Below are 23,236 nucleotides of genomic sequence, written 5' to 3' on the forward strand. Positions count from 1 at the left end.
GCAAGTCCGGGCCCCGCGATGAGGTCGCCTGGGCTATTCCCCCCGGTTCTTCTTCACGATGCCATCGGCGATACTTGCCGGCGCCTCCGCATAGCGCGTGAACTCCATTGAGAAGCTGGCCCGGCCTTGGGTCATCGAGCGCATCGAGGTGGCGTAGCCGAACATCTCGCCCAACGGCACCTCGGCGCGAATCACCTTGCCGGCGGGCGTCTCGTCACCATCCTGGATCATCCCGCGGCGACGGCTCAGGTCGCCCAGAATGTCGCCCTGGTACTCCTCGGGCGTTACCACCTCGACCTTCATCACCGGCTCCAGCAACACCGCGCCGCCTTTTTGAGACAGCTGCTTGGTCGCCATGGACGCGGCAATCTTGTAGGCCATTTCGTTGGAATCGACGTCGTGGTAGGAGCCGTCGAACACTGCGGCCTTGAGGTTGATCAGGGGATACCCGGCGAGCACGCCGTTCTTCATCTGCTCCTCGATGCCTTTCTGGATCGCCGGGATGTACTCGCGCGGCACCACGCCGCCGACGATCTCATTGATGAACTCCAGGCCTTCCTTGCCTTCGTCGCCCGGGGCGAAGCGTATCCAGCAGTGGCCATACTGGCCGCGTCCGCCAGACTGTCGGACGAAGCGGCCTTCGATCTCGCAGGTGTTGCGGATTTTCTCGCGGTAGGCGACCTGTGGTTTGCCGATATTGGCCTCGACGTTGAACTCCCGGCGCATGCGGTCGACGATGATGTCCAGGTGCAGCTCGCCCATGCCGGAGATGATGGTCTGCCCGGTCTCTTCGTCGGTGCGCACGCGGAACGAGGGGTCTTCCTGGGCGAGCTTGCCCAGGGCGATCCCCATCTTCTCCTGGTCGGCCTTGGTTTTCGGCTCGACTGCGACGGAGATCACCGGGTCCGGGAAGTCCATGCGCTCGAGGATGATCGGCTTGTCGATGTCGCACAGGGTGTCGCCGGTGGTCACGTCCTTCATGCCGATCAGCGCGGCGATGTCGCCTGCGCACACGTCCTTGATTTCCGCGCGCTGGTTGGCGTGCATCTGGACCATGCGGCCGATGCGTTCCTTCTTGCCCTTGACCGAGTTGAGCACCGCATTGCCGGAACTGAGTACGCCGGAGTAGACGCGGGCGAAGGTCAGGGTGCCGACGAAGGGGTCGGTGGCGATCTTGAAGGCGAGTGCGGAGAACGGTTCCTTGTCGTCGGCATGGCGCTCGAGGTGCTTTTCCTCGTCGTCCGGGTCGGTGCCCTTGATTGCAGGGATTTCGCTGGGCGCGGGGAGGTAGTCGATCACAGCGTCGAGCATCAGTGGCACGCCCTTGTTCTTGAACGAGGAGCCAAGGATGGTCGGTACGATCTCGTTGGCGATGGTGCGTTGGCGCAGGGCGGCTTTGATCTCGTCGATGCTCAGCTCTTCGCCTTCAAGAAACTTAAGGGTCAGTTCGTCATTGGCTTCGGCCGCGGCCTCGACCATGTGCGCGCGCCATTCGTCGGCCAGGGCCTGCAGTTCGGCGGGAATCGGTTCTTCGCGGTAGCTGGTGCCCTGGTCGGCGTCGTTCCAGTAGATGGCCTTCATCTTCACCAGGTCGATCTGGCCGATGAAGTTTTCTTCGCTGCCGATGGCCAACTGGATGGGCACCGGGTGGTGGCCCAGGCGCTGGTCGATCTGCTTCACCACACGCAGAAAGTCCGCACCCTGGCGGTCCATCTTGTTGATATAGGCCAGGCGTGGCACATGGTACTTGTTCGCCTGGCGCCACACCGTCTCGGACTGCGGCTCGACCCCGTCGGCGCCGCTGAAGACCACCACTGCGCCATCGAGCACGCGTAGCGAACGCTCCACCTCGATGGTGAAGTCGACGTGGCCGGGCGTATCGATGATGTTGAAGCGGTACTTGTCGGCGAATTGCTTGGTCGAGCCTTGCCAGAACGCCGTGGTCGCCGCCGAGGTGATGGTGATGCCGCGTTCCTGCTCCTGGGCCATCCAGTCCATGGTCGCGGCGCCGTCGTGGACCTCGCCCATCTTGTGGTTGACCCCGGTGTAGAACAGGATGCGTTCCGTTGTGGTGGTCTTGCCGGCATCGACGTGGGCGACGATGCCGATATTGCGGTACAGCTCGATGGGGGTTGTGCGGGCCATGGCAGGTCACCTGCAGGTGAGGATTCTCCCACGGTAGCAGACCGGGAGAATCCTGCTGCGCCGCCGGGCTGTCAGTCGGCCTGGGCTTGCAGCACCCAAGTACCTTCGACCTCGCGCGCCAGGCCGCTGGCCGGGAGCAGGGCCACAAGCCGCTCATGCAGGTTCGTTTCGGTGAAGGTGCGCAGGGTGTTCAGATCGAGCTGGCCGAGCAGGGGCAGGTCGTTCTTGGTGTATGACAGCCAGGCTTTCTTCAAGGCTTGCAATACATCGCTGCCTGCGGTGTTGGCGAAGCGCCGGTGCATCGGGCGGCCATCGAACTCGAAGGTGTGGCGGTGGCTGTAGCTGCTTTCGTCGCCGTTCAGCTCGACGCAGCGATGACAGCGGCACGCGCCGTCGCCAAAGGCGTTGCGCAGGTAGGTGTTGAAGTCCACGACGGGCTTGAGGGTCAGGCGTTTGTCGACCTCGAACAGGTCGGCGATCAGGGGTTCTTCGGCGCTCACGTGGTGTCCTCGTCTGGTATGGCGTGCATCGCCCGGCACCCTAACAGATCGAGGGGGGCAGATCACCTGTTGCAGGCCATCCCGTGAAGAGGCCAGTAGAGACAACAGGGATCACCTGCCGTACTCTACGCGCCCACACGACTATCCACCCGAGGTAACCCCGCTTGAGCACCAAGTACCCCTACATCGCCACTGTGACTGTCAGCGCCGAAGACCGTGGCGGGGACGCCGAGGCCTCGGAGAACCCAGGTATGCGCATCGGTCTCGAGGCGGTGAGCGAAACGCTGAAGAAGGTGCATTTCGTCGGTACGCTCGCGGCGCCTGAAAAGTCGGCCACGCACATCTGCGTCACGCTTGAGAACGGTCTGACCTATTACGGCCCGATCGTCAATGGCCACGCCGAGCTCGAAGGCGGTTGGATCGCCTTCGAGTCCGACATGCTCACCCCAGAAGAACTGGGGCTCTGAGTCTCAGTCCAGTGCGGTCAGGCACTGTTCGAGGATATCGAGCCCTTCCTCGAGCACCTCGGTTTCGATGGTCAGCGGTGCCAGCAGACGAATGATGTGACGGGCCTTGCCACTGGGCATCAGTAGCAACCCCTTGGCTCGCGCAGTCTCCATTACCTTGGCCAGCTGCGCTGGCGCTGGGCTGCCATCGGTGTTGACGAACTCGATCCCGCGCATCGCGCCGACGCCGGTCAGGCGCCCAAGGTAGGGGCACAGGCCGCTACTTTTCCAGTGTTCGAAGCGCCTCACGATGGCCTGCTCCTGACGCTCGCCCCAGGTGGCGAGGTTCTCGTCGGTCATCTGCGCCAGGCTGGCCAGGGCCGCGGCACAGGCGATGGGATTACCTGAATAGGTGCCGCCAAGCCCGCCCTTGGGCAGGGCATCCAGCAGTTCACGTCGGCCGACCACTGCACCCAGCGGCATGCCGCCGGCGATGCTCTTGGCCAGCAACAGAAGATCTGGCTCGATGCCCAGGCGTGGGAAGGCGAAGCGCTGGCCGGTGCGTCCGAAACCGGACTGGATCTCGTCGATGATGATGAGAATGCCATGCTGGTCGCAGAAGCGGCGCAGGGCCTGGGCGAAGGTGGGGTCCAGCGCGAGGAAGCCGCCTTCGCCTTGCACCGGTTCCAGGATGAAGGCTGCCACATCCTCGATTGCGATCTCGACGGCGAACAGCCGCTCCATGGCCTTGAGCGCCTGGTCGCAGGTCACGCCGGTGTCGGCGCTGGGGTAGGGTAGGTGGTAGACCGGCCCCGGCAGCTCACCCACGCGTTGCTTGTAGGGGGCGACCTTGCCGTTGAGGTTGAGGGTGGCCAGGGTGCGGCCATGGAATCCACCGTCGAAGGCGATGACGGCCCGCTTGCCGGTGGCGCCACGGGCCACCTTCAATGCGTTCTCCGCAGCTTCGGCGCCGCTGTTGGTGAGCATGCCTGCAAGCGGGTAGCTCACCGGCACGAACGCGCTCAACTGCTTCATGACCGCAACATAGGGTGCATGGGGGGCGGCGTTGAAGGCGTAATGGGTCAGGCGGGCGGCCTGGTGCTGAATGGCCTCGACCACTGCCGGGTTGCAGTGGCCCAGGTTGAGCACGCCGATACCGCCGACGAAGTCGATATAGCGCTTGTCGTCGGTATCCCATACTTCGGCGTTGCGGCCATGGGAAAGTGTGATCGGGTGAACGATGGCGATGGACTGGCTGATACTTTCCTGATTCATGGACGCGCGGAACCTTGTTCGAATTTCTTATTATCCAAGCGCGATGAATGTGTGTTCGGCAAACGAATTATTCGATTGGGATCATTCCTTGGATTCTCGAAGTTCGACTTTTAACCCTCTTCAGCTGCCCGTTCCAGGATCCACTCCACGAAGGCCTTTACCTTGGGCACCTCGGCCGCATGCTCGGCATGGGCCATGAAGTGCCGGCCATTGCTCGCCACCGGATGATTCCACGGCACCACCAGCTTGCCTTCGCTTAGTTCCTCGGCCACCAGGTAACGCGGAATCAGGGCAATCCCGCAGCCTGCGATGGCTGCGCGGATGCACAGGTAGAAGGTGTCGAAGCGTGGGCCGTGGTAGCTGTTCTGGCTGTGCAGCCCCAGCCCAAGGAACCACTCGTGCCAGGCTTCGGGCCTCGATGCGCATTGCAGCAGACGGTGCTCGGTCAGCGACTGGGCACTGTCGAAAGCATGTGCCTGCAACAGTTGTGGTGCGCACACCGGCACCACCTCCTCGCTGAACAGCTCAAGGCAAGTGGCGCCGGGCCAGGTGCCCTGGCCAAAGAAGAACGCGATATCGACCTTGGCCTGCACGAGGTCGAATGGCTCCAGTTCGTTACGGACGTCCAGGTGGATGCGCGGATGGCGTTCGCCGAAACCCTTGAGGTGGGGCACCAGCCAGCGCGCGCCGAAGGTGGGTTGGGTGGCGATGCGCAGGACTTCGGTCTCGTCGCCGTAGCTGAGGATGTAGCGGCTGGAGATGTCGATCTGGGTGAGGATCTTGTTCACTTCGGTGAGGTACAGCGCGCCTGCCGGGGTCAGGTGCAGGCGTCGGCGAATACGCTGGAACAGCGGGTGGGACAACATGTCCTCGAGCTGTGCGACCTGTTTGCTCACCGCGCTCTGGGTGAGGTGCAACTCCTGCGCCGCACGGGTAAAGCTCAGGTGGCGGGCGGCTGCCTCGAAGCATTGCAGGGCGGTGGTGGAGGGCATCAGGCGTTTGGACATGACAGGCGTTACCAGGCAGGAAAAATAAGAAATGCATTCCAAAACGGAATCATGTGTTTCTAAAAGGTCGTTTGTTGAGCCACGCCTATAGATTAATACTGACCTGGATCAACGATTACAACCCGATGGAGAGGCAAGAGAAAAAACACCCCTTATTCCCAACTTCCTGTCCTGTGCGCAGTGACAGCGAAAACTGCACAACAACAAGAAACAACTGCACAGACCTACAACAAAATCTGCTCAGACTCATCGCCGCCTTTTGCGGCGGCCGACCCATCAGAGGGTTCCCCATGGCATCGTCTCAACAAAAGAAACAGCGTTCGCTGCAGCACGGCCTGACTTCGCGCCAGGTGTCCATGATTTCCATCGCTGGCATCATTGGTGCCGGCTTGTTCATCGGCTCCTCCAACGCCATTGCCACGGCAGGTCCGGCGATCCTCATTTCCTATGCCATGACCGGCCTGCTGGTGCTGCTGGTGATGCGCATGCTTGGCGAAATGGCTATCGCCAACCCCAACAGCGGTTCGTTTTCCACCTACGCCACCGAGGCCATCGGACCTTGGGCCGGTTTCACCATCGGCTGGCTGTACTGGTGGTTCTGGGTATTGATCATCCCGGTCGAGGCGATCGCTGGCGCCGACATCCTCCATGCCTATTTTCCCGATGTGCCGTCCTGGCTATTCGCCTTCCTGATCATGGTGCTGCTGTCGGGGACCAACCTGGTCAGCGTGAAGAACTTCGGCGCCTTCGAGTACTGGTTCGCGTTGATCAAGGTGGTCGCGATTCTCGCCTTCATCATCATCTGCAGCCTGGCACTGTTCGGCGTCTGGCCGTTGGCCAAGGTCTCAGGTGTCAGTCAGTTGTGGGCCAACGGAGGTTTCATGCCCAATGGCTTCGGCACGGTGCTGGGGGGCGTGCTGATCACGATCTTCTCGTTCTTCGGTGCCGAGATCGTCACCATTGCCGCCGATGAAACCGCCAACCCCAAGGAAAAGATCCGTCGCGCCACAAACCTGGTGGTGTACCGCATCGCCATCTTCTACCTGGCTTCGATCTTCCTGGTGGTGTCGCTGGTGGCTTGGAACGATCCGGGGCTCAAGGCAGTGGGCTCGTTCCAGCGCGTGCTTGAGGTGCTCAATGTGCCGGGTGCCAAGCTGGTGGTCGATGTGGTGGTGTTGGTGGCGGTGACCAGTTGCATGAACTCCGGGCTCTACACGGCCTCGCGGATGCTCTATTCGTTGGGCGCTCGCGGCGAGGCGCCGAGCATGACCCGGCGGATTTCCGGGGCTGGTGTGCCGACCGTAGCGGTGATCCTGTCGACCTTGGCGGGTTTCGCCGGCTGCTTCGTCAACTATGTGTTCCCGGGCAAGGTGTTCGGTTTCCTGTTGTCGACCACGGGGGCCATCGCCCTGCTGGTGTACCTGGTGATTGCCGTTTCGCAACTGCGCATGCGTGCGCGGGCTGAGCGTGAGGGGACGGAGCTTGCATTGAAGATGTGGTTGTTCCCATGGTTCACCTGGCTGGTGATCGGGACTATCGTGCTGGTGCTGGGGTACATGCTGTTCAGCGATGCCTATCGCTACGAAACCCTGATGACGGCCGGGGTTACGGCGGTGATCCTGCTGATTTCCGTGACACGGCGGCGAGAGAGGTCTGGTCGGGTGCAAGTCGTTTGACGCTTGCGCTCATCCTGTGTTTGCCGCTGCAGGTGAGTGCACAAGGAAGGGGGGAGCGCTACCATCCTCCCACCATCCTTCCCATTCCAACAAGCACAGGAAGCGTATGAACGAGAAAGCACTCTCCCTCCAGCAACTGGCGGCGCCCGAAGGCTCCTGCTATGGCTGCGGTTGTTCCCACCCCAGTGGCCTGCATATCCAGAGCCACTGGGACAGCGACGGCGTGCACCTGCTCTGCCGGCACTCGCCTGACAGTAACTTCATCGGCTGGCCCGGATTGGTCTACGGTGGCCTGCTGGCGATGCTGGTGGACTGCCATTCCAACTGGACCGCAATGGCCTACCACTACCGGGCAGAAGGGCGCGAGCCGGGCAGCTTGCCGCGTATCGACTGTGTCACCGGCACCCTCAACCTGACTTACCTCAAGCCCACGCCCATGGGCGTTGAGCTTCTGCTCAAGGCCAGGGTCGAAGGCGAGGTCGGGCGCAAGAGCCGGGTCATTTGCGAGGTCTGGGCCGGGGATGTGCTGACCGTCAGCGCCGACTCTGTGTTCGTGCGTGTGGACACCGAAAAGCTCAAGCGGCAAGCGCACGAGCGTAGCTGAACGGTTGGGGCGGGTAGCCATCGGCTACCCGATGCAGCATGCGGTTTGTCGAAAACTCCTAGTGGTTGGTTCGGATAATTCCCAGGTGGTGTTCAAGGTCTGCGGAATAGTCTTGCAATGCTTTTCCAAGAGACTGGCATAGATGTTCTACGTTTCTCACCGATTGCTCCCCTCTCGTAGCGGCTGAAACCGCCCGCATCATGAACATCGACCGTGCCCTCTGAATCCTTTCGACCATCACCGCACGAACACGGAGGGAGCCCAGTGTTCGTGTGTCGTCAACTCACGAGGAGTTGTTCAATGCCTGCCCGATTCACTATCAAGTTCCTGCCTGCCGCCGGCCTGATTCTGGCCCTGAGTGGCTGCGCCAGTTCGGTCATGCCTGGCGAGCAGATCGAGCTGACCCGAAGCGCGGTCAACCGAGCGGTCTCTGCTGACGCCACGCAGTACGCACCGGCGGAGATGCGTGCTGCCCAGGACAAACTCAACGCCATGGAGCGCGCGCTGGGTGAGAAAAATGCCGCTCAGGTGAAGACACTTGCCGAGCAGGCCGAGGCCGATGCCCGTCTGGCCGAGCGCAAGGCTGCTGCACGCAAGACCAAAGCCCAGCTGGACACTGCCCGCCAAGGCATCGAGGTGCTCAAGCAGGAATTGCTCGAAGCCCCGCAAGCCACCGCTACCCCCCGCTGAGGAGAACCATCATGTCGAAATTCCATTTGCTGCCGGGTGTCTCGGTCCTCGCTCTGATGCTGGCCGGTTGTGGTACCACTCCGGAAAACCCTGGGTTGCTTGAAGCGCGTGAGGCGTATTCGGTGCTGCAGGCAAAGCCTGAGGCGAGTCGCGTTGCTGCACTGGAAACCCGTGAGGCCTATAGCGCCCTGGGACGAGCCGAGCAGGCTTCGCTCAAGAACCGCAAGAGCGCCGAGGTGACTCAGCTCGCCTATCTTGCCAACCGCAGGATCGAAACTGCCGAGCAGACCATCTTGTTGCGTCAGGCTGAAACCGGCCTGCAGGGCATCGAAGCCCAGCGCACCCAGGCGCGTCTGGATGTACGGACCGCCCAGCTCAAGGCGTTGCAGAACCTCAATGCCAAACCCAGTGACCGTGGCACGGTCATCACCTTCGGCGATGTGCTGTTCGATACAGGACGTGCCGAACTGCGTGGCGGCAGCCATCGTAACATCCAGCAACTCGCGCATTACCTGGAACAGAACCCAGAGCGCAAGGTACTGATCGAAGGCTTCACCGACTCGACTGGCAGCGATGCGCTCAACCAGCGATTGTCCGAGCAGCGTGCGGCGGCGGTGGCCAATGCCCTGCGTCGTCAGGGCGTGGCCGGTGATCGCATGGTCACTGCCGGCTACGGCAAGGAGTATCCGGTAGCAAGCAATGCCGATGCACAGTCGCGCCAGCTCAACCGGCGCGTCGAAGTGGTCATCTCCAACGGTGCCCAGCCCGTACTGCCACGCTATTGATCGTACGACAGGGGGCGCACCCGTGCGGGTGCGTCACCCTCGATACCGAAAAGGCCATGGTCAAACATTGACGTTGGTTCTAGAGTGATGGTCCCCTCGCATTCGGAATCGACCATGACCGATCTGTCCGCATTTCCCATCACGCAGAAGTGGCCGGCGCAGCACCCCGAGCGCTTGCAACTCTATTCTCTGGCCACACCCAATGGCGTCAAGGTCTCGATCATGCTCGAAGAGATCGGCCTGCCCTACGAGGTGCACAAGGTCAGCTTCGAGACCAACGATCAGTTGACCCCCGAGTTCATCTCGCTCAGCGCCAACAACAAGATTCCTGCGATTCTCGATCCTGCCGGTCCGGATGGACGGGCGTTGCCGCTTTTCGAGTCGGGGGCGATTCTCCAGTACCTGGCAGAAAAGACCGGTAAGTTGCTCAGTCAGGACCCCGTCCAGCGCTATCAGACCTTGCAGTGGTTGATGTTCCAGATGGGCGGCGTCGGGCCCATGTTTGGCCAGGTGGGGTTCTTCCATTTCTTCGCTGGCAAGGATTACGAGGACAAGCGTCCGCGTGATCGTTACGTCAACGAATCCAAGCGCTTGCTCGGTGTGCTCGATCGTCACCTGAAGGGCCGTGAGTGGATGGTCGATGAGTACAGTATCGCCGATATCGCCATCTTCCCCTGGGTGCGCAATCTCGTGGACCGCTACAACGCCCGTTATCTGGTGGGCTTTGACCAGTTCAAGGATGTGCAGCGAGTGTTGGCAAAATTCCTGGAACGTCCTGCGGTGCAGCGTGGGCTGAAAATTCCGGGATGACCTGATCGAGGCCGCCTGCGCGGCCTCTTTTTTGTCTCCGGCACGGGGCTGCGGGTCAGCGGCGTGGTGTCGGTCGAGTGGCTGTCGCGTGACCTTGGTCAATGTAGATCGTAGGTTGAAGGTGAAAATAGCGTCGGAGAATTCGATGATATGTTGCAAACGCATGTATCAATCGGCTTCGCCTGAGTACGGCCAACGCGTGCTGGCCGATCGCTTCTGGCCACGCAAACTGTGCAAGGCGGGACCGGGCAGTTCGCCGACGTGTCATGCCCATGAATTTGCTGGATAGCGATGCAATGACCCCAATGTCACGTGAACTCGTTCCGGCCACTGCTGACTGTCGGACCTTCGCCCGCGATCTGACGCGCCGTGCCATGCTCCCGTATTACCGAGAGTTCGACCTGTTGTGGATCGAAGAGGCTTTTGACGAAGCCTGGGGCTGGCGCGAGCAGTGGCTGGTGAAGGAGGGCGAGCAGGTGCTGGGCTTCTGCAGCCTCAGCCAGGACCGTCAGGCCTTGTTCATTCGCGAACTGCACCTGCTGCCCGAGCACCGCGGGCACGGCATCGGGGGGTGGGTACTGGAGCAGTTGGCCGAATGGGCAGCGCGACGTCGTTTGCCGCTGCTGCGCCTGATGGTGTTTCGCAGTAACCCGGCCAGGCGACTCTATGCACGTTCGGGCTTTGTCGAAATGGGGGAGGACGACTGCTTCGTTCGCATGCAGCGCAATGTCATGGTCGCGGGTGCGAGCTCTTGATTCCGCATCATACGGGTTTTGTAGGTACAGGTTTAGACAAGTGGCGTAATGGTAGCTTGTATTGGTTGGATCCAATGTGCATAGTGCCAACTGGATTCGTGGCTATTCGCCCGGGTGCCGGACGCGCCCAAGTGTATTTGATCGAGGGAGGAAGGGAGTCGAATGAAAGGATTCGGTCTGCGTTTGAGGGAAGAGCGCGAACGTTTGGGATTGACCCAGCGAGTGTTCGGCGACATAGGCGGGGTCGAGCCCAACGCCCAGGGCAAATACGAAAGCGGCGAACGCACGCCACGCATCGATTATCTGGCTGCGCTCGCAGCCAAGGGCGTCGATGCCCTTTACGTACTCAGCGGCTTGCGCACGCCAGCGCCATTGGAAAGCCTAAGTGGCGACGAGAGCCGACTGCTGGGGATCTTGCGACGACTGACTTCAGCCGATCGGGCGGCGATCTGGCACCTGGTCGGGCGTCTGGCTGCAGACCACGAAAGCCACGAAAATACTCGCCTGCGAAGGGGGGACCGGCAGCCATATGTCAATGACGCTTTGCGCTAGGTTCGCGATGAAATTTTTTGTTAAGGTGGCCGGATCCAATCGCCCCCATGACGAGGTGTCTGCTTGATTAGGGTAGTTGTGGTCGATGATCACGATCTGGTGCGTACCGGCATCACGCGCATGCTGGCCGATATCGATGGCCTGCAAGTGGTCGGCGAGGCGGATTCGGGCGAGGCCGCTCTGAAGCTTGCCCGTGAGCTGAAACCGGACGTGGTCCTCATGGACGTCAAGATGCCCGGAATCGGTGGTCTGGAAGCCACGCGCAAATTGCTTCGCAGCCACCCGGACACCAAAGTGGTGGCTGTCACCGTGTGCGAGGAAGACCCGTTCCCCACGCGCTTGCTGCAGGCAGGCGCGGCGGGATACCTGACCAAGGGCGCGGGGCTCGACGAAATGGTCCAGGCCATCCGCCTGGCCTTCGCGGGGCAGCGCTATATCAGCCCGCAGATCGCCCAGCAGCTGGCACTCAAATCGTTCCAGCCTCAGGGGTCACCGTTCGATACGCTGTCGGAGCGGGAAATCCAGATTGCCCTGATGATTGTCGGCTGCCAGAAAGTGCAGATCATCTCTGACAAGTTGTGTCTGTCCCCCAAGACCGTCAATACTTACCGTTATCGGATCTTCGAAAAACTCTCGGTCACCAGCGACGTCGAACTGACATTGCTGGCCGTTCGCCACGGTATGGTTGACGCAAGCCTGTAATCCCCCATGTCCCAACTCTTTGATGCCAGCGCGTTCCTGGCGACCTGTAGCGGTCGCCCGGGCGTGTACCGGATGTTCGATGCCGAGTCCCGGCTGCTCTACGTGGGCAAGGCCAAGAACCTCAAGAAGCGTCTGGCCAGCTATTTCCGCAAGACTGGCCTGGCGCCGAAGACGGCTGCCCTGGTGGGGCGCATCGCTCAGGTCGAAACCACCATCACCGCCAACGAGACCGAGGCGCTGCTGCTCGAGCAGACGCTGATCAAGGAGTGGCGTCCGCCCTACAACATTTTGTTGCGCGACGACAAATCCTACCCATACGTCTTCCTTTCCGACGGCGATTTCCCACGCTTGGGCATCCATCGTGGTGCGAAAAAAGCCAAGGGGCGCTACTTCGGCCCTTATCCAAGCGCCGGGGCTATACGTGAAAGCCTGAGCCTGCTGCAGAAAGCGTTCTCGGTACGTCAGTGCGAGGACAGTTACTACGCCAACCGCACCCGTCCGTGCCTGCAATATCAGATCAAGCGCTGCAAGGGGCCGTGCGTCGGCCTGGTCGCACCCGAGGAGTATGCCGAAGACGTACGCCATTCTGTGATGTTCCTCGAGGGGCGTAGCCAGCAACTGGGCAACGAGCTCAACGCCGAGATGGAACAGGCTGCCATGGCGCTGAATTTCGAGAAGGCCGCCGAGCTGCGCGACCAGATCGCCTTGTTGCGTCGGGTTCAGGACCAGCAGTACATGGAAGGGGGATCTGGCGACGTCGATGTGGTCGCTGCCTTCGTCAACCCGGGCGGGGCCTGTGTGCACCTGATCAGCGTACGCGGCGGGCGGGTGCTGGGGAGCAAGAACTTCTTCCCGCAGGTGGGTATCGAGGAGGAGGTGGCCGAAGTCATGGCGGCCTTCCTCTCCCAGTACTATCTGGGCAACGCCGAGCGAGAGCTGCCGGGGGAGCTGATCGTCAATGTGGTCCACGAGGACTTCCAGGCCATCACTGAAGCGGTACAGACCTTGCGCGGTCGCGACCTCGCCATCAGCCATAGAGTCCGAGGGACTCGGGCGCGCTGGCAGCAACTGGCAGTGACCAACGCCGAGCAGGCGCTCAGTGCGCGTCTGGCCAACCGCCAGCACATGGCCGCGCGTTTCGAAGCCTTGGCTCAGGTGCTCAACCTGCCGGAAGTACCGCAGCGCCTGGAGTGCTACGACATCAGCCACTCCAGCGGCGAGGCTACCGTGGCCTCATGCGTGGTGTTCGGCCCGGAAGGCCCGCTCAAGTCCGACTATCGTCGCTTCAACATCGAAGGCGTGACTGCCGGTGACGATTATGCAGCCATGCACCAGGCCCTGACCCGTCGTTTCGGGCGAATCAAGGACGGCGAGGGCAAGTTGCCCGATGTGCTGTTGGTCGACGGCGGCAAGGGGCAGTTGAACATGGCGCGTGAAGTCATGCAGGAGCTGGCGCTGAGTGACCTCACCTTGCTCGGGGTGGCCAAGGGAGTGACCCGCAAGGCCGGGTTCGAGACGTTGTATCTCAACGATGTCGCCCACGAATTCACCCTCAAGGGCGACTCACTGGCACTGCACCTGATTCAGCAGATTCGCGATGAAGCGCACCGTTTTGCCATCACTGGTCACCGCGCACGTCGCGGCAAGGCCCGCCGCACGTCAAGTCTGGAAGACGTCGCAGGGGTCGGACCGAAGCGCCGCCGCGACCTGCTGAAACATTTCGGCGGCTTGCAGGAGCTCAACCGCGCCAGTGTCGACGAGATTGCCAAGGCGCCTGGCATCAGTAAAAAGCTTGCCGAGTCGATTTATGCGAGCCTGCATAGCGAGTAGAATGCCGGGTTCAACTCGCAGCCAGTCGTACCGATGAATATTCCAAACCTGCTCACCGTTCTACGCGTCCTGCTCATCCCGATCTTCATTCTGCTGTTCTACGTGCCTTATCACTGGAGTTACGTAGCCGCCAGCAGCGTGTTCGCCATCGCCGCCGCGACTGACTGGCTCGATGGCTATCTGGCCCGTCGTCTTCAACAAAGCACGCCGTTCGGGGCGTTCCTGGATCCTGTCGCCGACAAACTGATGGTTGCCGTGGCGCTGGTACTGTTGGTGCAGGTGCACGCCAACTTCTGGCTGACGCTGCCCGCCGCAGTGATCATCGGACGTGAGATCGTGGTATCGGCATTGCGCGAGTGGATGGCCGAGCTGGGGGCGAGGGCGCATGTGGCGGTGTCGAACCTGGGCAAATGGAAGACCGCTGCACAGATGCTGGCGCTGATCATTCTGCTGGCCAATCCGCCGGTGCTGACGTTCTGGGTCGCACTGGGTTATGCGCTGTTGCTGGTGGCCGCAGGCCTGACCTTGGTGTCGATGGTGCATTACCTGCTGGCGGCCTGGCCGCACCTGCGCGAAGGCTCCGAGCAGAAGTAAAACTTTTTTTGAATCAAGGGGTTGACCTTCCCTGGCAGTTCGCTAGAATGGCACCCATCACGACGCGGGAATAGCTCAGTTGGTAGAGCACGACCTTGCCAAGGTCGGGGTCGCGAGTTCGAGTCTCGTTTCCCGCTCCATTCGAAAACGCCACTTCGTTGAAGTGGCGTTTTTTTTTACCTTCAAAAACATCGCAGCCACGGGGCCGCGGGCATTTGTAATGCCCGCGGCCTTTTTGCTCAGTGGCGCTCGCCCTGGTCAGGCGCGCTCAGCAACTGCTTCTCCAGGTTCCAGTCGAAGGGCTCGTCATTCTGCTCGGCTTCGTAGCGACGCTCTTCAAGGGTCTGGTACAGCTCGAGTTCCTCATCGGGCATGTAGTGCAGGCAGTCGCCGCCGAAGAACCACAACAGGTCGCGCGGAACCAGATGAGCGATCTGCGGGTAGCGCGTGATCACCTGGCAGATCAGGTCCTGGCCCAGGTACTGGCTTTCCAGTGGATTCTGCGGCAGCAGGGTCAGCAGTTCGTCGAAGCGTTCGAGGAACAGGGCGTGGCTTTCTTCCGGCACTTGCTCGGCGTCGCCCAGGGCCACCAGGATGGTGCGCAGGTGTTGGAGCAGTTGCAGGTGGTACTCCAGGTGGGGGTTGGCCATGGGGGCGATCCTCTGGTATTGAAACGGGGGCCGGAGTATACGCAGGTTTTGCCCCGCCGGGGCAGGCGCAGCCTCGCTCTGCCCTGACCGCCGGACCGTCAGGTGCCGGCGATCCGTGCGACTGACGGTACTTAGCGCACCTTGCCCTCCACGGGCAGCAGTTGTGCCTTGTCGAAAGCATCCACATCGATCACTGTCCGACGTGCAGCTTCGGCTGCATGGAGTCTCTCGCCTTCATCAGCCTGCAGCACGCCAGCCTGCACGGCGGCTTCGATGTCCGACTGGCCCGGTGCCGGATGCACCTTGCCCTCCTTGAGCCCCTGGTGCAGCGCCTTGTGCAGTGGCGCCACCTCGTCCAGCAGGTCGCAAGCTGTCTGCAGGGCGGCTACCGGATCACCTTCGCCGTCAGGGCGGAAGCAGCCCGCCAGCAGCTCCTCCAGAGCCGGATCACCCTTGCGTCGGCCAATCAGTTCAGCCACCTCTTTATCCAGTTCATCGCTTGGCCCGGTATGGCGGCGACCGAACGGGAATACCAGAACCCGCAACGCACAGCCGATGAAGCGATTGGGGAAGTTGTCGAGCAGCCGATCGAGGGCCTTTTCGGCCTGCCCCAGGCTTTCTTCCAGCGCCCAGCGCAGCAGAGGTTGCATGTGCTCGGGTGAGCCGAGGTCGTGATAGCGCTTGAGCGCTGCAGATGACAGGTACAGGTAGCTGAGGACATCCCCCAGGCGCGCGCTCAGGCGTTCGCGCCGCTTCAGTGCGCCACCGAGCAGCATCATCGACAGGTCGGCAAGCAAGGCGAATGCGGCCGCCTGACGGTTCAGTGCACGGAAGTAGCCCTGGCTGAGGGCGTCGCCCGGCGCCTTCTCGAAGCGTCCCAGCCCGATCCCGAGCACGAAGGTGCTGGCAGCATTGCTGGCGGCGAACATGATGTGCTTCATCAGCAGGTCGTCGAACTCGTTGAGCGCCTGCTCGCGATCCTCGCGCCCGGCGAGGGCCATTTCCTTGAGGACGAAGGGGTGGCAGCGGATCGCGCCCTGTCCGAAGATCATCAGGTTGCGCGACAGGATGTTGGCGCCCTCGACGGTGATGAAGATCGGCGCGCCCTGCCAGTTGCGACCCAGGTAGTTGTTCGGGCCCATGATGATGCCCTTGCCACCGTGTACGTCCATGGCGTGCTGGATGCATTCACGGCCGCGTTCGGTCAGGTGGTACTTGAGGATTGCCGAAAGCACCGAGGGTTTTTCGCCCAGGTCCACTGCCTTTGCGGTGAGCAGGCGGGCGCTGTCCATCAGCCAGGCGTTGCCACCTATCCGTGCCAGCGATTCCTGGATGCCCTCGAAGGCGGACAGCGGCACGTTGAACTGCTCGCGGATGCGGGCGTACTGGCCGGTGACCAGGCTGGTGTACTTGGCAGCGCCCGTGCCGACCGCGGGCAGCGAGATGGAGCGACCGACCGACAGGCAGTTCATCAGCATCATCCAGCCCTTGCCGAGCATGTCCTTGCCGCCGATGAGGAAGTCCAGGGGCACGAACACGTCCTTGCCGCTGTTCGGGCCGTTCATGAAGGCGGCACCCAGCGGCAGATGGCGCTTGCCGATCTGCACGCCCGGGGTGTCGGTGGGGATGAGTGCCAGGCTGATACCCAGGGACTCCTGTTCGCCCAGCAAGTGATCGGGGTCGTAGGCCTTGAAGGCCAGGCCCAGCAGGGTGGCCACCGGGCCGAGGGTGATGTAGCGCTTCTCCCAGTTCAGGCGAAGGCCGATGACTTCCTCGCCGTTCCATTCACCTTTGCAGACGATGCCGGTGTCAGGCATGGCGCCTGCGTCGGAGCCGGCCAGTGGGCCGGTGAGGGCGAAGCAGGGGATTTCGTCGCCACGGGCCAGACGCGGCAGGTAGTGGTTACGCTGTTCATCGGTGCCATAGTGCAGCAGCAGTTCGGCGGGGCCGAGCGAATTGGGCACCATCACGGTCGAGGCCAGGTCGCCGCTGCGGGTGGCAAGTTTCATCGCCACTTGCGAGTGGGCATAGGCGGAAAAGCCCTTGCCACCGTATTCCTTGGGAATGATCAGGGCGAAGAAGCCGTGCTGTTTGATGTGTTCCCAGGCTGCGGGCGGCAGGTCGAGGTCCTGGCCGATCTGCCAGTCGCTGACCAGGGCGCAGAGTTCCTCGGTGGGGCCATCGATGAACGCCTGTTCTTCGGCGGTGAGCGTGGGGGCAGGGTAGTCGAGCAGGGTGTTCCAGTCAGGCTGGCCGCTGAACAGTTGGCCGTCCCACCACACGGTACCCGCGTCGATCGCCTCGCGCTCGGTCTGCGACATGGGCGGCAGCGTGCGCTGGAACCATTTGAACACGGGGCCGGTGAACACCTGGCGCCGCCACTGCGGCAGTACCAGCAGGGCAGCCTTGGCGGCCAGCACCAGCCAGATCACGGTCAGCAGCCAGCCGGGTGCGTCGGCGAAGATGCCCATCAGCAACACATAGGCGGCGATCACCCCGAGGATCTGCAGCGGTGCCAGACGTCGATGGGTGAGATATGCGGCGCCGATTACCAGCACCACCAACCACAACAGCAGCATAGTTCTTCCTCCTTGGAAGCTTGGGCTCGCGCCATCCCGGATAGCTTAGACGCGATGCGCCGGATGGCTCGCTATGAACAGTGACAGGGTGTGGCCACAGGAGTTTCAGCGCATTGTCTGCTGGTACAGGTGCCGTCACTGTGGAGTAGACTGTTCGCCCTCTGCACTCACTAAGGACGTTGTCATGCTGAAGATCTGGGGTCGCAAGAATTCGAGCAATGTGCGCAAGGCGCTGTGGATTGCCCACGAGTTGGGGCTAGAGTTCGAATCGATCGACGCCGGTGGGGCGTTCGGCTTGGTCAACGAGCCTGAGTATCGTGACCGCAACCCCAATGGCCTGGTGCCGTTGCTCGAAGATGGCGACTTCGTCCTTTGGGAGTCCAACACCATCGTGCGCTACCTGAGCGCCGAATATGGTGCCGAGCAGGGCTGGTATCTGGACGATCCGCGTCAGCGCGCCCTAGCGGACAAATGGATGGACTGGACCACCTCGTCCTTCGCCGCGCCGTTCCGCCCGCTGTTCTGGGGCATGCTGCGTACGCCAGAGAACGAGCGTGACTGGACGGCGATCAACGCTGCGCGGGAAAAGTGCGGCGAGTTGCTGGCGATCGTCGACAAGGCGCTGGCCACCCAGCCCTACCTCTCCGGTGAGCAGATCGGCATGGGCGACATTCCGCTGGGCTGCTTTGCCTACGGCTGGTTCGAGATGCCCATCGAACGCCCCGAGCTCCCTCACCTGCAGGCCTGGTACGAGCGCCTGAAGGCGCGTCCGGCCTATCAGAAAGCGGTAATGACGGCACTGACTTGAGCGGATACCCCGCCCGTTTCGATAGTCACTATCGATACACATGACTGTACTTGTGCGGTCAGGCCTTGCACCATGGCCGCACTACTCACTGCGCCAGTGACTTGACCTGGCGTGTCCTGAACCTTTTTCTTCGGTACGTGACCCGCTATGAGTTCTGCCCTGTCCATAAGACAGCTGACCAAGACCTACGGCAACGGCTTTCAGGCCCTGAAGGGCATCGACCTGGAGGTCGCCGAAGGTGATTTCTTCGCCTTGCTCGGCCCCAATGGCGCCGGCAAATCCACCACCATCGGCATTCTTTCGACCCTGGTGAACAAGACCAGCGGCACGGTGAATGTCTTCGGTCACGACCTGGACCGCCAGCCTGCCGCGCTCAAGCGCAGCATCGGCGTGGTGCCCCAGGAGTTCAACTTCAACCAGTTCGAGAAGACCTTCGACATCGTCGTCACCCAGGCTGGCTACTATGGCATCCCGCCGAAGCTGGCCAAGGAGCGTGCCGAGCAGTACCTCACCCAACTGGGGCTGTGGGACAAGCGTGACGTGCAGTCGCGGTCGCTGTCCGGCGGCATGAAGCGGCGCCTGATGATCGCCCGTGCGCTGATCCATGAGCCGCGCCTGTTGATCCTCGACGAGCCGACGGCTGGCGTGGACATCGAACTGCGTCGCTCGATGTGGAGTTTCCTCACCGAGCTGAACCAGAAAGGCATCACCATCATCCTCACCACGCACTATCTCGAGGAAGCCGAACAGCTGTGCCGCAACATCGGCATCATCGACCACGGCACCATCGTCGAGAACACCAGTATGCGCCAGTTGCTGGGCAAGCTGCATGTCGAGACCTTTGTCCTCGATCTCAAGCAGGACCTGCCTGTGGCGCCGACGCTGCAAGGCTACCCGTGCCGGCTGATCACGCCGCATACGCTGGAAGTGCAGGTAGAAAAGGATATCGGCATCACTGCGTTGTTCGGCCAATTGGCGCTGCAGAACATCGAGGTGCAGAGCCTGCGCAACAAGACCAACCGACTCGAGGAGTTGTTCGTGGCACTGGTGGAAAAGAACCTGTCGAAGGTGGCGGTATGAGTGTGGAACTGCGCACCAACTGGGTCGCCCTGAATACGATTGTCTATCGCGAGGTTCGACGCTTCCTGCGTATCTGGCCGCAGACCCTGCTGCCGCCGGCGATCACCATGGTTCTGTACTTTGTCATCTTTGGTAACCTGATCGGCCGTCAGATCGGCGACATGGGTGGCTTCACCTACATGGAGTACATCGTGCCGGGGCTGATCATGATGTCGGTGATCACCAACTCCTACGGCAACGTGGTATCGAGCTTCTTCGGCAGCAAGTTCCAGCGTTCGATCGAGGAGTTGATGGTCTCGCCGGTCTCGCCGCACACCATTCTTGTCGGCTACACCCTTGGTGGTGTCTTGCGTGGCCTGGCGGTGGGCGTGATCGTGACTCTCCTGTCGATGTTCTTCACCCATCTGCAGGTGCATCACCTGGGTGTGACCATCGTCGTGGTGTTGCTGACGGCGACGATCTTCTCGCTACTGGGGTTCGTCAATGCCGTGTTTGCGCGCAACTTCGACGATATCTCGATCATCCCGACTTTTGTTCTGACACCGCTGACCTACCTGGGTGGCGTGTTCTACTCCATCAACCTGCTGCCACCTTTCTGGCAGACCGTGTCGCTGGCGAACCCGGTGCTGCACATGGTCAACTCGTTCCGCTACGGCATTCTAGGGGTGTCGGATATCAGCATTGGTACGGCGATCACCTTCATGCTGGTGGCTAACGTGGTGCTCTATGCCCTGTGCGTCCGCCTGCTGGTCAGTGGTCGCGGCATGCGTGCATGACATCCTGCATTTGCGCCGGCGCCACTGCCGGCCGACCCACCAGCGCCAGTAGAGCAAGGTGGTGAAGTAGGCGGCCAGGCCCAGTATCACGCCGCACACCACCGAGCCGAGCAGGAACGGCTGCCAGACGGTGGACAACTGGTCAGTGATCCATTCGAAGGTCAGTTCCTCCGGTAGCGTTCGCGGGGGAATCTGCATCAGCCAGGCGCCGGTCATGTAGGTGACGAAGAACACCGGTGGCATGGTCAGCGGGTTGGTCAGCCAGACCAGGCTGACCGCGATGGGCAGGTTGCCGCGTACCGGTATCGCCAGGGCGGCAGCCAGCAGCATCTGCATGGGGATGGGGATGAGCGCCGCGAACAGCCCGACGCCCATGGCGCGCGCCACCGAATGGCGATTCAGGTGCCAGAGGTTGGGGTCGTGCAGCAATCGGCCGAAAAAGCGTAAGGACTTGTGTTCCCGAATGCTGGTCGGATCCGGCATGTAGCGTTTGAAGAGACGGCGCGGCATGTAGGCTCCCGGGGCTCGAATAGGGCGAGTATGCCTTGATTCCACGTCAGCCTCGTTCAGAGTTTGTGACAATTGTTGAGTGAGCTCGGCGGCCAAACAGGCCTAGCCTGACGGGGCGATTACGCTGCGGAGCTTTACTTCATGCGCACAGGGATGTCTGCGCTGGCGCTCGGGTTGTTGAGCCTGGGTCTCTTGCCTGCCTTGCCGTCGGTCGGGTGGCTGTTCCTTCTGTTCTTGTCGGCACTGATGTGCCTGTTCACTCGTGCGTGGCCGATAGGGTGGTTCCTGTTGGGGATGAGCTGGGCCTGCTGGTCGGCGCAGCAGGCCCTTGATGATCGTCTGGTCGCCGAGCTCGATGGGCGCACGCTGTGGCTGGAGGGCAGGGTAATAGGGCTGGCGACCCAGTCTGGTCGCAGCGTGCGTTTCGAACTGGACGAAGCGCAGTCCCGACGTGCGCAGTTGCCCCGCCGGATGCAACTGAGCTGGTTCGAGGGTCCCATGGTCAGGGCTGGCGAGCGCTGGCGACTCGCGGTCAACCTCAGACGCCCTCAGGGGCTGCTCAATCCTCATGGTCCCGACCGCGAAGCGATGCTGCTGGCGCGGCGAATAGGTGCCACCGGATCGGTCAAGGCCGGGGAGATGCTGGCTCCGGCAACCGGGGGCTGGCGCGACAGGCTGCGCCAGCGCGTGCTGGCGGTGGACGCCCAGGGGCGAGAGGCGGTGCTGGCTGCGCTGGTGCTCGGTGACGGTTCTGGACTGGCGCGGGAGGACTGGCAGGCACTGCAGGCGACCGGCACCGTGCACCTGATGGTGATCTCGGGGCAGCACATAGGCTTGCTGGCGGGGTTGGTCTATGGGCTGGTTGCTGGTTTGGCGCGGCTGGGCGCCTGGCCTGGGAGGCTACCCTGGTTGCCTTGGGCGTGTGGCCTGGCGATGGCGGCAGCCCTGGCTTATGGCGCGCTCGCTGGCTTTCAGGTGCCGGTGCAGCGTGCCTGCCTGATGCTGGCCACTGTCTTGGCCTGGCGTCTGCGCTTTCGTCATTTAGGAGCGTTTTTCCCCCTGTTGCTGGCATTGGTCGGCGTATTGCTGTTCGAGCCCTTGGCCAGCCTGATGCCGGGCTTCTGGCTGTCTTTTGCTGCGGTGGCGGTATTGATCTACTGCTTCAGCGCGCGCCTGGGTGCCTGGCGGCCTTGGCAGGCCTGGAGTCGCGCTCAATGGGCGATCGCTGTCGGTTTGTTGCCCGCGCTGCTGGCGTTGGGGCTACCGGTCAGTCTGACCGCGCCCTTGGTCAATCTCCTGGCAGTACCTTGGATTAGCCTGGCGGTGTTGCCGTTGGCCCTGCTTGGAACGGTAGCATTGCCGTTGACGGGGGTGGGCGAGTCATTGCTGTGGCTGGCAGGTGGATTGATCGACCTGATGTTTCGCGGGCTCGGCCTGCTGGCCGAATGGCGGCCAGCCTGGACGCCCCCGTCGCTTTCGCTGTGGGCGTGGGGGCTGGTCTGTGCGGGTGCGGTGCTGCTCCTGCTGCCACGTGGCGTGCCGCTGCGAGGACTGGGTGCGGTGATGCTGCTGGCGCTGTGGACGCCTCGCGAGCAGGTGCCGCACGCAGAGGTGGAGGTGTGGCAACTGGATGTCGGTCAGGGCCTGGCGGTGTTGCTGCGCACGCAGCATCACAGCCTGCTCTACGATGCCGGGTCGGCGATGGGCATCAATGACCTTGGGCAGAGTGTGGTATTGCCGACCTTGCGCGGGTTGGGCGTCAACCGGCTCGATCTGATGCTGATCAGCCATGCACATGCCGACCACGCTGGTGGCGCTCTGGCCGTGCAGCGCGGCCTGCCGGTGGCGCGGGTACTGGCTGGCGAGGCACGGGAGTTGCCCGTAGCCTTGGGCGCGCAGGTATGCAGCAGTGGTGAGCGCTGGGAGTGGGATGGCGTGACTTTCTCGCTTTGGCACTGGCCGGGTGGCAAGAGCAGTAACGACCGCTCCTGCGTGCTGCTGGTCGAAGCTCAGGGCGAGCGCTTGCTGCTGGCTGGTGACATGGAGGCAGCCGCCGAGCGCGCCTGGCTGGCATCCGCCGATGCGGCGCGTGTCGACTGGCTGCAGTCACCGCATCACGGCAGCCGCAGTTCCTCCACCGAGCCCTTCATCCGCGCTATCGCGCCGCGTGGCGTGATGATTTCCCGTGGGCGATACAATGGCTTTGGTCACCCGCACCCGCAGGTAATCGAGCGCTATCGGCGGCATGGGTTGGCGGTGCATGACACGGCATTGCACGGGGCGCTGCGCCTGCAACTGGGCAGTCGGGGAGAGGTCGAGGGATTGCGTGTGCAGCGGCGCTTTTGGCGTGAGCCGCCTTCGTAGGTTGTGCAGGCCTGAAATATGCGAATCACCCGACAGCCCGCTGACCTTCGGCAGATGAGCCCCATGCCTGCCTATGGTAGAGTGGCGGCCTTTTTCAG

At 62.1% G+C, this 23,236-nt stretch carries 23 protein-coding genes and 1 tRNA gene; 17 read left to right on the forward strand and 7 right to left on the reverse strand.

Translation table 11 applies throughout. The annotated features are described in order from the left end of the window. Positions 1–33 precede the first annotated feature (33 nt). A complete protein-coding gene (gene fusA / locus ACPZMI_RS20180; protein WP_054892708.1) occupies positions 34–2,145 on the reverse strand; it encodes an elongation factor G in 2,112 nt (703 codons plus the stop codon). A gap of 71 nt (positions 2,146–2,216) precedes the next feature. Beyond that, entirely contained in the window at positions 2,217–2,645 is a 429-nt protein-coding gene (locus tag ACPZMI_RS20185; protein WP_186669768.1) for a hypothetical protein, read from the reverse strand. Between the two features lie 164 nt (positions 2,646–2,809). On the opposite strand from ACPZMI_RS20185, the gene ACPZMI_RS20190 reads away from it, so the two are divergent. Beyond that, positions 2,810–3,112, forward strand: coding sequence for a hypothetical protein (locus ACPZMI_RS20190; protein WP_186669766.1), 303 nt, complete (start codon positions 2,810–2,812; stop codon positions 3,110–3,112). 3 nt (positions 3,113–3,115) lie between these two features. Here ACPZMI_RS20190 and ACPZMI_RS20195 read toward each other — a convergent pair whose 3' ends face one another. Together ACPZMI_RS20195 and gcvA are read right to left on the reverse strand one after the other, a co-directional pair. After that, complete coding sequence (locus tag ACPZMI_RS20195; protein ID WP_426352912.1) at positions 3,116–4,366, reverse strand: 2-aminoadipate transaminase; 1,251 nt, start codon at positions 4,364–4,366, stop codon at positions 3,116–3,118. A gap of 110 nt (positions 4,367–4,476) precedes the next feature. After that, positions 4,477–5,373 carry a transcriptional regulator GcvA gene (gene gcvA / locus ACPZMI_RS20200; RefSeq protein WP_054892712.1) on the reverse strand — a complete coding sequence of 299 codons (897 nt, stop codon included), beginning with the start codon at positions 5,371–5,373 and terminating at the stop codon, positions 4,477–4,479. 290 nt (positions 5,374–5,663) lie between these two features. On the opposite strand from gcvA, the gene ACPZMI_RS20205 reads away from it, so the two are divergent. The 12 genes from ACPZMI_RS20205 to ACPZMI_RS20260 all read left to right on the forward strand — a co-directional run bounded on the left by ACPZMI_RS20205 (position 5,664) and on the right by ACPZMI_RS20260 (position 14,511). Then, a complete protein-coding gene (locus ACPZMI_RS20205; RefSeq protein WP_426352913.1) occupies positions 5,664–7,049 on the forward strand; it encodes an amino acid permease in 1,386 nt (461 codons plus the stop codon). A 106-nt stretch (positions 7,050–7,155) separates the two neighbouring features. After that, positions 7,156–7,653: a PaaI family thioesterase gene (locus ACPZMI_RS20210; protein WP_426352914.1), complete on the forward strand. Its 498-nt coding sequence runs from the start codon at positions 7,156–7,158 to the stop codon at positions 7,651–7,653. Positions 7,654–7,953: 300 nt separating this feature from the next. Next, entirely contained in the window at positions 7,954–8,343 is a 390-nt protein-coding gene (locus tag ACPZMI_RS20215; protein WP_426352915.1) for a DUF4398 domain-containing protein, read from the forward strand. Between the two features lie 11 nt (positions 8,344–8,354). Beyond that, on the forward strand, positions 8,355–9,128 hold the full coding sequence (locus ACPZMI_RS20220; protein ID WP_288375345.1) for an OmpA family protein: 774 nt from the start codon (positions 8,355–8,357) through the stop codon (positions 9,126–9,128). Positions 9,129–9,242: 114 nt separating this feature from the next. After that, positions 9,243–9,938: a glutathione S-transferase N-terminal domain-containing protein gene (locus ACPZMI_RS20225; protein WP_426352916.1), complete on the forward strand. Its 696-nt coding sequence runs from the start codon at positions 9,243–9,245 to the stop codon at positions 9,936–9,938. Between the two features lie 145 nt (positions 9,939–10,083). Further along, complete coding sequence (locus ACPZMI_RS20230; protein WP_426352932.1) at positions 10,084–10,227, forward strand: DUF488 family protein, N3 subclade; 144 nt, start codon at positions 10,084–10,086, stop codon at positions 10,225–10,227. A gap of 16 nt (positions 10,228–10,243) precedes the next feature. Next, positions 10,244–10,693 (forward strand): GNAT family N-acetyltransferase, encoded by a 450-nt coding sequence (locus ACPZMI_RS20235; RefSeq protein ID WP_426352933.1) that lies wholly within the window; start codon positions 10,244–10,246, stop codon positions 10,691–10,693. Between the two features lie 162 nt (positions 10,694–10,855). Further along, the gene (locus ACPZMI_RS20240) at positions 10,856–11,245 is read left to right on the forward strand and encodes a helix-turn-helix domain-containing protein (RefSeq protein WP_186669752.1); all 390 of its coding nucleotides are present in this window, start codon (positions 10,856–10,858) and stop codon (positions 11,243–11,245) included. A 63-nt stretch (positions 11,246–11,308) separates the two neighbouring features. Next, entirely contained in the window at positions 11,309–11,947 is a 639-nt protein-coding gene (gacA, locus tag ACPZMI_RS20245; RefSeq protein WP_186711131.1) for a response regulator transcription factor GacA, read from the forward strand. Positions 11,948–11,953: 6 nt separating this feature from the next. Next, positions 11,954–13,777 (forward strand): excinuclease ABC subunit UvrC, encoded by a 1,824-nt coding sequence (gene uvrC, locus ACPZMI_RS20250; RefSeq protein ID WP_426352917.1) that lies wholly within the window; start codon positions 11,954–11,956, stop codon positions 13,775–13,777. Between the two features lie 33 nt (positions 13,778–13,810). Next, positions 13,811–14,371, forward strand: a complete 561-nt coding sequence (pgsA, locus tag ACPZMI_RS20255) for a CDP-diacylglycerol--glycerol-3-phosphate 3-phosphatidyltransferase (RefSeq protein ID WP_186669746.1) — start codon at positions 13,811–13,813, stop codon at positions 14,369–14,371. Positions 14,372–14,435: 64 nt separating this feature from the next. Next, positions 14,436–14,511, forward strand: a tRNA-Gly gene (locus ACPZMI_RS20260). Between the two features lie 99 nt (positions 14,512–14,610). On the opposite strand, the gene ACPZMI_RS20265 is transcribed toward ACPZMI_RS20260, so the two are convergent. After that, entirely contained in the window at positions 14,611–15,021 is a 411-nt protein-coding gene (locus tag ACPZMI_RS20265) for a PA2817 family protein (RefSeq protein ID WP_186666824.1), read from the reverse strand. Positions 15,022–15,152: 131 nt separating this feature from the next. Beyond that, entirely contained in the window at positions 15,153–17,600 is a 2,448-nt protein-coding gene (locus tag ACPZMI_RS20270; protein ID WP_426352918.1) for an acyl-CoA dehydrogenase, read from the reverse strand. A gap of 184 nt (positions 17,601–17,784) precedes the next feature. Here ACPZMI_RS20270 and ACPZMI_RS20275 point away from each other — a divergent pair, with 184 nt between their 5' ends. The 3 genes from ACPZMI_RS20275 to ACPZMI_RS20285 all read left to right on the forward strand — a co-directional run bounded on the left by ACPZMI_RS20275 (position 17,785) and on the right by ACPZMI_RS20285 (position 20,264). Next, positions 17,785–18,408, forward strand: coding sequence for a glutathione S-transferase (locus tag ACPZMI_RS20275; protein ID WP_426352919.1), 624 nt, complete (start codon positions 17,785–17,787; stop codon positions 18,406–18,408). 147 nt (positions 18,409–18,555) lie between these two features. Next, positions 18,556–19,488, forward strand: coding sequence for an ABC transporter ATP-binding protein (locus ACPZMI_RS20280; protein ID WP_186666821.1), 933 nt, complete (start codon positions 18,556–18,558; stop codon positions 19,486–19,488). After that, entirely contained in the window at positions 19,485–20,264 is a 780-nt protein-coding gene (locus ACPZMI_RS20285; RefSeq protein WP_426352920.1) for an ABC transporter permease, read from the forward strand. Before ACPZMI_RS20280 ends, ACPZMI_RS20285 begins: the two co-directional genes overlap by 4 nt. Here ACPZMI_RS20285 and ACPZMI_RS20290 read toward each other — a convergent pair. After that, positions 20,148–20,774: a DUF2062 domain-containing protein gene (locus ACPZMI_RS20290; protein ID WP_426352921.1), complete on the reverse strand. Its 627-nt coding sequence runs from the start codon at positions 20,772–20,774 to the stop codon at positions 20,148–20,150. The two genes, ACPZMI_RS20285 and ACPZMI_RS20290, sit on opposite strands and share 117 nt — an antisense overlap. A gap of 141 nt (positions 20,775–20,915) precedes the next feature. Between ACPZMI_RS20290 and ACPZMI_RS20295 the strand changes: the two genes are divergently transcribed. After that, positions 20,916–23,138 (forward strand): DNA internalization-related competence protein ComEC/Rec2, encoded by a 2,223-nt coding sequence (locus ACPZMI_RS20295; RefSeq protein ID WP_426352922.1) that lies wholly within the window; start codon positions 20,916–20,918, stop codon positions 23,136–23,138. Positions 23,139–23,236: the final 98 nt, after the last annotated feature.

Origin of the sequence: Pseudomonas wayambapalatensis (genome assembly GCF_049942315.1) — a bacterium.
GTDB lineage: Bacteria > Pseudomonadota > Gammaproteobacteria > Pseudomonadales > Pseudomonadaceae > Aquipseudomonas > Aquipseudomonas wayambapalatensis.